Here is an 8,319-nt window from a genome sequence, read left to right on the forward strand (position 1 = left end):
TCAGCGCCTGTGAGATCGAGCGCCGCGCGGGCGGCGCTCGCTCTAACAGGCGCTGCCATACCTTGCGGCAAACACCTGTCAGCCCTGAGGCGATCTCTGTGGGAGCTGGCTTGCCAGCGATAGGGCCATTACAAGCAATACAAGTCTCTCAGTCACGGCGGTAAGGCAACATCCCCCGCGCCTCCTCGGCATAACCCTTCACCCCTTCCCGCTCCTGCACCAGAAAATCCTCCACCGCCCGCCGCAACCCAGGGTGCAGCAGGTAATGCCACGACCGCGTCAGCACCGGCTCAAACCCGCGAATCAGCTTGTGTTCACCTTGCGCACCGGCATCGAAGCGCTGCAAACCTTCGGCAATGGCGAAGTCCATGCCCTGGTAGAAACAGGTTTCGAAATGCAGCCGGTCGAATTCGTCCAGGCAGCCCCAATAGCGGCCAAACAAGCTGTCACCCCCCACCAGGCTCAAGGCCATGGCCACATCCCGCCCGCCTTGGCGGGCCATCACTACCCGTAGCGCCTCGGGCATGCGCTCGGCAAGCAGGCTGAAGAACGCACGGGTCAGGTAGGGCGCACGGCGCCGTACGGCATAGGTGTTGGCGTAGCAGCGGAACACGAAGTCCCATTGCGCCTCGTCCAGTTCATTGCCCTGGTACCACCGAAAATCGATGCCCTGCCCCGCCACCTGCTCGCGCTCCTTGCGCATCTGCTTACGCTTGCGCGAGCTGAGGCTGTCGAGAAAGTCCTGGAAGTCGCGGTAGCCGCGGTTTTGCCAGTGAAACTGGCAGCCAAGGCGCTCCAGCCAGCCCGGCAGGCCGGCCAACTGCTGGTCCAGCGCCGCATCGGTGAAATTGATGTGGGCACCCGACAGCCCGCCCTTGCCCAGGTACTCAGGTAACGCCTGCAGCAACAGCAGCCCATCGGCCGGGTCGTCGGCCAGCAAACGCGGGCCGCTGACCGGGCTGAACGGGACCGCCCCCAGCAACTTGGGGTAATAGGCAATGCCGGCCCGCTCACAGGCATCGGCCCAACCGTGGTCGAACACGTACTCGCCAAACGAATGCCACTTGCGGTAGGCCGGCAACAGCGCCCGCACCTGCCCGTCACGCTCCAGCACCAGGTGCTCGGCAGCCCACCCCGTCTGGGGAGCAACGCTGGCGCTGTCCTCCATGGCGCTGAGAAAGCCGTGGCGCAGGAAGGGTTGGCCGGCAGGGACCAAGGCATCCCAGGTGGCCGCCGGAAGATCATGCAAATGGGCAAGGCTGTACAGGCTGGTCACGGTTTTGGCTCGCAGTCGGGAGGCGTTCAGTATCCCCAACCCAGGCGCGTCACTCAAATGATGAACGCCAGGCTGCCACTTTTCTTCTCACTTACTTAACAACAGTGCCACTAATCAGACATTAATCTGTCACCGCCCCTCGCAATACTTGCGCCTGTTTTCCGGAACACCAGAACCTGTCTATTCAGGCCCTTTCCGGAAACATGCCAACACAGGGGCAGGCGCTTGAGCCTCCCCCATTTTTTTCAGTAGGGAGAACCTTATGCGTCTTGTTTCTACACTTACCGGAATGAGCCTCACCGGCATGATGCTGGCCCTGAGCGCCCCGGCCAGTGCTGCTGTCGACGCCAAGCTGCTCGAAATGCTGCGCGCCAACGGCTCGATCAACCAGGCGCAGTACAATGAACTGCAAGGCGATCTGGCAAAAGAAACCAAGGAAAAGGCCGACCAGAAAGCTCAGTCCGAACGTATGAGCTCCTTCGAACAAAAAGTGGCATGGGCCGCCAAGACCCAGATCAAGGGCGATGTGCGCCTGCGTTACGAAGACGTCAACGTCGACAACCCGATCTCCCGCAGTGGCAACCAGGACCGCGAGCGCGTACGTGCCCGTGTCGGCTTCTACAGCGAGATCAACCCGCAAGTCGACGCCGGCGTGCGTGTGGCCACCGGCAGCAGCGCCGATGCCCGCTCGACCAACCAGAGCCTGGACAACTACTTCGAGAAGAAATCGCTGTGGGTCGACCTGGCCTACCTCGACTGGCACCCGACCGCCGTGCCCAACCTGCACCTGATCGGCGGCAAGATGAACCAGCCGTGGGTCAGCATGGGCGACATCATCTGGGACAGCGACATCAACCCGGAAGGTGTGGCAGCTAGCTACAAGATGAACGTTGGCCCGGCTGAAGTCTTCGGCAGCCTTGGTCACTACAACCTGAAAGACAACGTCGATGGCGACGGCGTGCAGTTCAAGCATGACGCGCAGCTGTACGCAGGCCAGCTGGGCACCAGGTTCAACGCAGCCGACACCGTCAAGGTGACCGTGGGCGGCAGCATCTACGGCTACGACAACGACAAGGCTTCGGCCGCCCTGGCCTCGCTGGGCAACACCACCAACGAGTTCAACCTGGTGGAAGGCTTCGGTCAGGTCGACTTCACCGGCTTTGCCATACCGCTGTCTGCCTACGGCCAGTTCGTCAAGAATACCGAAAGCACCGACGGCAAGGATAAAGCCTGGCTGGCCGGTCTGAAGAGCAAGATCGGCGCCTGGAGCCTGGACTACAACTACCGCGACGTGCAGCGTAACGGTGTGGTCAGCCTGTTCACCGACTCTGACTTCGGCGCCGGCTTCACAGGTTCGCGTGGCCACAAGTTCAAGGTCGGTTATGAAATCGACAAGAACTTCGGCGTAGGTGCAACCTACCTGATGGCCAAGACCGACTACTCCAACCTGCCCAACAGCAATGCGGACGTGGATACCCTGCAGTTGGACCTGGAAGCCAAGTTCTAAACACGCAACAGCGGGGAATGCCGACCCCATCCGGCGTTTCCCGCTCTTTTTTGCCTGTGAAATAGCTGGGGCTGCTTTGCAGCCCATCGCGACACAAGGCCGCTCCTACAAGGGAATGCGCCCTTTGCAGGTACGCGATTTGCTGTAGGAGCGGCCTTGTGTCGCGATGGGCCGCAAAGCGGCCCCGGCTATCTCGGATCAGACCAGGTGATCAGCGCTTGCGCAGGATCACACTGCCAATCGAATACCCCGCACCGAACGAGCTCAACACCCCCAAGGCGCCCTTGGCCAGGTCATCCTGGTACAGGTGGAAGGCAATGACGGAGCCTGCCGAGCTGGTATTGGCGTAACGGTCCAGAATCACCGGGGCGTCTTCCTCGGCCACTTCTCGCCCCAGCAGCTTCTTGACGATCAGATGGTTCATGCTGAGGTTGGCCTGGTGCAACCAGAAGCGCTTCACATCGCTTGGGTTCAGGCCGTTTTCCTGCAGGTGCTCACCGATCAGTTCGGCCACTTTCGGGCACACCTCGCGGAACACCTTGCGGCCTTCCTGGATGAACAGCTTGTCCGCAGCGCCCTGCCCCTCTTCCGCCGCACGGTTGAGGAAGCCGAAATTGTTGCGGATATTGTTGGAGAATTCGGTCCACAGCTTGCTGCTGACGATATCGAACTGGTGCGCCGAGCTGGCCTTGTCGGCGCGCTCGAGCACCACTGCGGTGGCCGCATCTCCGAAGATGAAGTGACTGTCGCGGTCACGGAAGTTCAAGTGCCCGGTGCACACCTCGGGGTTGACCATCAGTACTGCACGCGCCTGGCCCAGGGCCACGCTGTTGGCTGCGGTCTGGATGCCGAACGTGGCCGAGGAACAGGCTACGTTCATGTCGAAGGCAAAGCCCTGAATGCCCAGCGCCTGCTGCACTTCGATGGCAATGGCCGGGTACGGGCGCTGCAGGTTGGAGCAGGCGACGATCACGCCGTCGATATCGGCAGCCGTGCGGCCCGCACGCTGCAAGGCCTGGTGAGCCGCGGCCACGGCCATTTCGCAAAGCACCGAGGGTTCGTCGTTGGAACGCTCCGGCAGGCGCGGCTTCATGCGCTGGGGGTCGAGGATGCCGGCCTTGTCCATGACGAAGCGGCTCTTGATGCCCGAGGCCTTTTCGATGAACGCGGCATCCGACAAGGGCGCCGCTTCGACTTCGCCACGCTCGATGGCGGCGGCGTTGTCCTGGTTGAACTGCTGGGACCAGGCGTTGAAGGAGGCCACCAGTTCTTCGTTGGAAATACTCTGGGCCGGGGTGTACAGGCCGGTGCCGCTGATCACGACGTTATGCACGGTCGTTCCTCTGTTCGAAGGCCATCGCCACGGGGGCGCTGGCGGGAATAGGACAGCCTAGTGGCACTTTAGTGCCAAGTTAGGGGCGAGGGGCTCACCCGCGAAGGGCCGCCAGGCGGCCCCAAATTGCATCAATACTGCCACAACTGTGGAAGTTTAGCCTTCCACCTGGCCCCACTGCTTGCTCAATCTTTTGTCAGAAATCGGCACTTTGGTGCCCAGTTGCTGAGCGAACAGCGACACCCGGTATTCCTCCAGCCACCAACGGTACAGGGTCAGTTGCTCATCGCGCTTGCCCTCCTGGGCATGCTTGTCGGCGCGGGCCTTGTACTGCGCCCACAGGTTGGCCAGCTCGCCGCTCCATACCCGGTCCTTCTGCACCTGCGCACCGAGTTTCTCCAGGCGCAGTTCCACTGCCTTGAGGTAACGCGGCAGTTCCTTGAACCAGGTGGCCGGGGTTTCGCGCACGAACCCTGGGTACACCAGGTTGCCCAACTGCTGCTTGATGTCATTCAGCGCAACGGCCTGGCTGAGGTCGATCTTGCCCTTGAAGCGCTTCTGCAGGCCGTGCCACAGCTTCAACACTTCCAGCGTCTGCCGGGCCAGGCGCTCGGCGTGCTCGGCCCAACTGCCGCGCTTGCGTTCGGCCAGCCCGGCCAAGGCCGCACCCTCGCGTGGCAAGGGCTGTTCACCCTCGAGGATGCAGCTGTCCAGGCTGGCCAGCAAAATGTCCTCGACCAGCGCTTCGACACGCCCCAGCTCGCGGTACAGCAGGCCCAGTTCGGTCAGCCCCGGCAGCTTGCCCCGCAGGAACTTGGCCGGCTCGGCCAGTTGCTGCAGCAGCAGCCGCTGCAAGGCACGGCGGTGCTGGAACTCGGCTTCGGCCTGGGTCGAGAAGCGGCCTTCGCGCACCGTGCCGTTTTCGTCCACCAATGCCGGGTAGACCGTCATCGACAAGCCGGCGATCTTTTGCTGGGTGGTCTGCGCCACGGGGCTGAAGGCCTTGGCCTGCACCGGCTTTTCGGCGTCAGTCGTGCGCGGTACGGCCAACGCGGCCTGGCTGGCGGCGGCAAAACGGGCAGTCAGCTCGGCCAGGTCACGGCCCTCGCCCAGGAACTTGCCCTGGCCGTCGACCACCTCGATATTCATGCGCAGGTGGCCCTCGACCAGGCTCACCGACTCGGCCCAGGCCTCGTCGGCTACACGCACACCGGTCATGCGCAGCAATTCCTGGCCCAGGGCCTGGGGCAAGGCCCCCTGGGCGAACGGCATGCGTGCCAGCGACGCCTTGACGAAGTCGGGCACCGGCACGAAGTTCTTGCGCAGGGCCTTGGGCAGGTTGCGTACCAGCGCCACGCACTTGGCTTCGAGCAGGCCCGGCACCAGCCACTCGAGGCGTTCACCCGGCAGGTTCGGCAACAACGGCGCAGGCACGCGCACGGTCACGCCATCGCGCGGGTGCCCCGGTTCAAAGTGATAGGTCAGCGGCAGGCGCAGTTCGCCCACCTGCAGGCTGTCGGGGTACTGGGCCGCCGTGACCTCGCTGGCCTCACGCGCCAGCACGTCCTCTTCGCGCATGATCAGCAGGTTGGCGTCCTTCTGGCTGCCCATGCGGTACCAGGCATCGAAGGTGGCGGTCTGGTGAATCTCTTCGGGCAGGCGCGCCTCGTAGAACGCATACAGCGTTTCTTCATCGGCGAGAATATCGCGCCGACGCGCTTTGGCCTCCAGTTCATCAAGCTGCTCCAGCAGGCGCTTGTTGGCCGCCAGGCATTTGGCCCGGGACTGGATCTCGCCGCCTACCAGGCCCTCGCGGATGAACAGCTCCCGCGAGGTGGCCGGGTCGATCGGGCCAAAGTGCACCGGGCGCCGCCCGACCAGAATCAGGCCGTACAAGGTGATCTGCTCATAGGCCACGACCTGCCCGCGCTTTTTCTCCCAGTGCGGCTCGAAGTGGTTCTTCTTGACCAGGTGGCCGGCCAGCGGCTCGATCCAGTCCGGTTCGATCCGGGCCACCACGCGTGCATACAACTTGGTGGTTTCGACCAGCTCGGCGGCCATCACCCACTGCGGGCGCTTACGCCCCAGGCCCGACGACGGGTGCACCCAGAAGCGCCGTTGGCGAGCCCCCTGGTAGTCGCCCTCTTCGGTTTTGTGGCCGATCTGGCTGAGCAGGCCGCTGAGGATGGCCTTGTGAAACTTCTGGTAGTCGGACGGTTCCTTGTTCACCGTCAGTTGCAGGTCACGGCAAATCAATGCCAGCTGGCGATGGGCATCGCGCCATTCGCGCAGGCGCAGGTAATTGAGAAAGTGCTTGCGGCACCAGTTACGCAACGGGTTGGCGGTCAGCGCCTGGCGCTGTTCTTCAAAGCCGCGCCACAAATTCACCAACGCGGCGAAGTCGGAGTCCACATCCTTCCATTGCGCGTGCGCCTGGTCCGCCGCCTGCTGGCGCTCGGGCGGGCGTTCGCGCGGGTCCTGCACCGACAACGCACTGGTGACGATCAACACTTCCTGCAAGCTACCCTGGCGTGCGCCCTCCAGCAGCATGCGGCCCAGCCGCGGGTCGATGGGCAGGCGCGCCAACTGGCGGCCGATAGGCGTCAGCTGGTTCTCGCGGTTGACCGCCGACAGTTCCTGCAACAGGTTGAAGCCGTCGCTGATGGCCTTGCCATCTGGCGGCTCGATGAACGGGAACGCGTCAATGGCACCCAGGCGCAGGTGCAACATTTGCAGAATCACCGCCGCCAGGTTGGTACGCAGGATTTCCGGGTCGGTGAACGCCGGCCGGCTGTTGAAATCCTCTTCGCTGTACAAGCGCACGCAAATGCCCGGCTCAACCCGGCCGCAACGGCCTTTACGCTGATTGGCACTGGCCTGCGACACCGCCTCGATGGGCAGGCGCTGAACCTTGGCGCGGTAGCTGTAGCGGCTGATGCGCGCAGTACCGGTGTCGATCACATAGCGAATGCCCGGCACGGTCAGCGAGGTTTCGGCGACGTTGGTGGCCAGCACCACCCGGCGCCCGGTGTGCGGCTGGAAGATGCGCTGCTGCTCGGCCGGCGACAGGCGCGCGTAAAGCGGCAGAATCTCGGTATGGCGCAGTTGCGCCTTGCGCAGGATCTCGGCGGCATCGCGGATTTCCCGCTCGCCCGGCAGGAAGATCAACACGTCGCCAGGGCCTTTGCCTTGGCCGCGCTCATGCTGGGCCAGCTCGTCGAGGGTGGCGAGAATCGCCTGGTCGACCGTCAGGTCGTCCTCGATCTGGTTGCCCTCTTCGTCCTGCTCGCTGGTCAGCGGGCGGTACCAGGTTTCCACCGGGAAGGTGCGGCCAGACACCTCGATGATCGGCGCATTGTCGAAGTGTTTGGAGAAGCGCTCCAGGTCGATGGTCGCCGAGGTGATGATCAGCTTCAGTTCGGGCCGGCGGTGCAGCAAGGTCTTCAGGTAGCCGAGCAGGAAGTCGATGTTCAGGCTGCGCTCGTGGGCTTCGTCGACGATGATCGTATCGTAGCGTTCGAGAAAGCGGTCATGCTGGGTTTCGGCCAGCAGGATGCCGTCGGTCATCAGCTTGACCAGGGTGTTGGCGTCGCTCTGGTCTTCGAAACGGACCTGGTAGCCGACCAACCCACCCAGCGGCGTACCCAGCTCTTCGGCCACCCGCGTCGCCACGCTGCGCGCGGCAATGCGCCGTGGTTGGGTGTGGGCAATCAGGCCATGGCTGCCACGGCCCAGTTCCAGGCAGATTTTCGGCAACTGCGTGGTCTTGCCCGAACCGGTTTCACCGGCGATCACCAGCACCTGGTGCTCGGCGAGGGCCTTCTTGATTTCGTCGCGTTTGGCGGCGATCGGCAGGTTGTCGTCGTAGCGCACGACCGGCACGCTCTGCTGGCGCGCGGTAACCTGGGCACAAGAGGCCTGGACCTTGTCCACCCACTGCGCCAGCTTGGCCTCGTCTGGGCGCTTGCGCAGCTCATGCAATTGCCGCCGCAAGCGGTGGCGGTCGGCAATCATGGCGTGGTCGAGGTTGTGCAGCAATTTGTCGATGGCGTGGTCAGTCATGGGGCTTTTTAATGATGCAGGTGAGCCTGCTTTTTCATGATCGGCATTCTGAGGATGCGCGATTGTCGCAGATTTGCGCCTGTTTTGCTGTCCAGGCTGGCGCGCACCGTGTAGGAGCGGCCTTGCGTCGCGATGGGCTGC

General features: G+C 63.4%; 4 protein-coding genes. 1 reads left to right on the plus strand and 3 read right to left on the minus strand.

Translation table 11 applies throughout. From position 1 onward, the window contains the following. Positions 1–148 precede the first annotated feature (148 nt). A complete protein-coding gene (locus tag GYA94_RS21270) occupies positions 149–1,276 on the minus strand; it encodes a GNAT family N-acetyltransferase (RefSeq protein WP_161893051.1) in 1,128 nt (375 codons plus the stop codon). Between the two features lie 262 nt (positions 1,277–1,538). On the opposite strand from GYA94_RS21270, the gene GYA94_RS21275 reads away from it, so the two are divergent. Next, positions 1,539–2,783: a putative porin gene (locus GYA94_RS21275; RefSeq protein ID WP_110677791.1), complete on the plus strand. Its 1,245-nt coding sequence runs from the start codon at positions 1,539–1,541 to the stop codon at positions 2,781–2,783. A 211-nt stretch (positions 2,784–2,994) separates the two neighbouring features. Here the strand turns inward: GYA94_RS21275 and GYA94_RS21280 are convergent, their stop codons facing one another. Both GYA94_RS21280 and hrpA read right to left on the minus strand, forming a co-directional pair. Next, complete coding sequence (locus tag GYA94_RS21280) at positions 2,995–4,116, minus strand: beta-ketoacyl-ACP synthase III (RefSeq protein ID WP_009686756.1); 1,122 nt, start codon at positions 4,114–4,116, stop codon at positions 2,995–2,997. A 156-nt stretch (positions 4,117–4,272) separates the two neighbouring features. Continuing rightward, complete coding sequence (gene hrpA / locus GYA94_RS21285) at positions 4,273–8,178, minus strand: ATP-dependent RNA helicase HrpA (protein ID WP_161893052.1); 3,906 nt, start codon at positions 8,176–8,178, stop codon at positions 4,273–4,275. Positions 8,179–8,319: the final 141 nt, after the last annotated feature.

The sequence above is a fragment of the Pseudomonas juntendi genome, from assembly GCF_009932375.1.
In the GTDB taxonomy this organism is placed as follows: domain Bacteria; phylum Pseudomonadota; class Gammaproteobacteria; order Pseudomonadales; family Pseudomonadaceae; genus Aquipseudomonas; species Aquipseudomonas juntendi.

Coding starts and splice junctions, on each gene's coding strand:
- GYA94_RS21275 (WP_110677791.1), top strand. CDS start 1,539: ATGCGTCTTGTTTCTACACTTACCGGAATGAGCCTCACCGGCATGATG.
- hrpA (WP_161893052.1), bottom strand. CDS start 8,178: ATGACTGACCACGCCATCGACAAATTGCTGCACAACCTCGACCACGCC.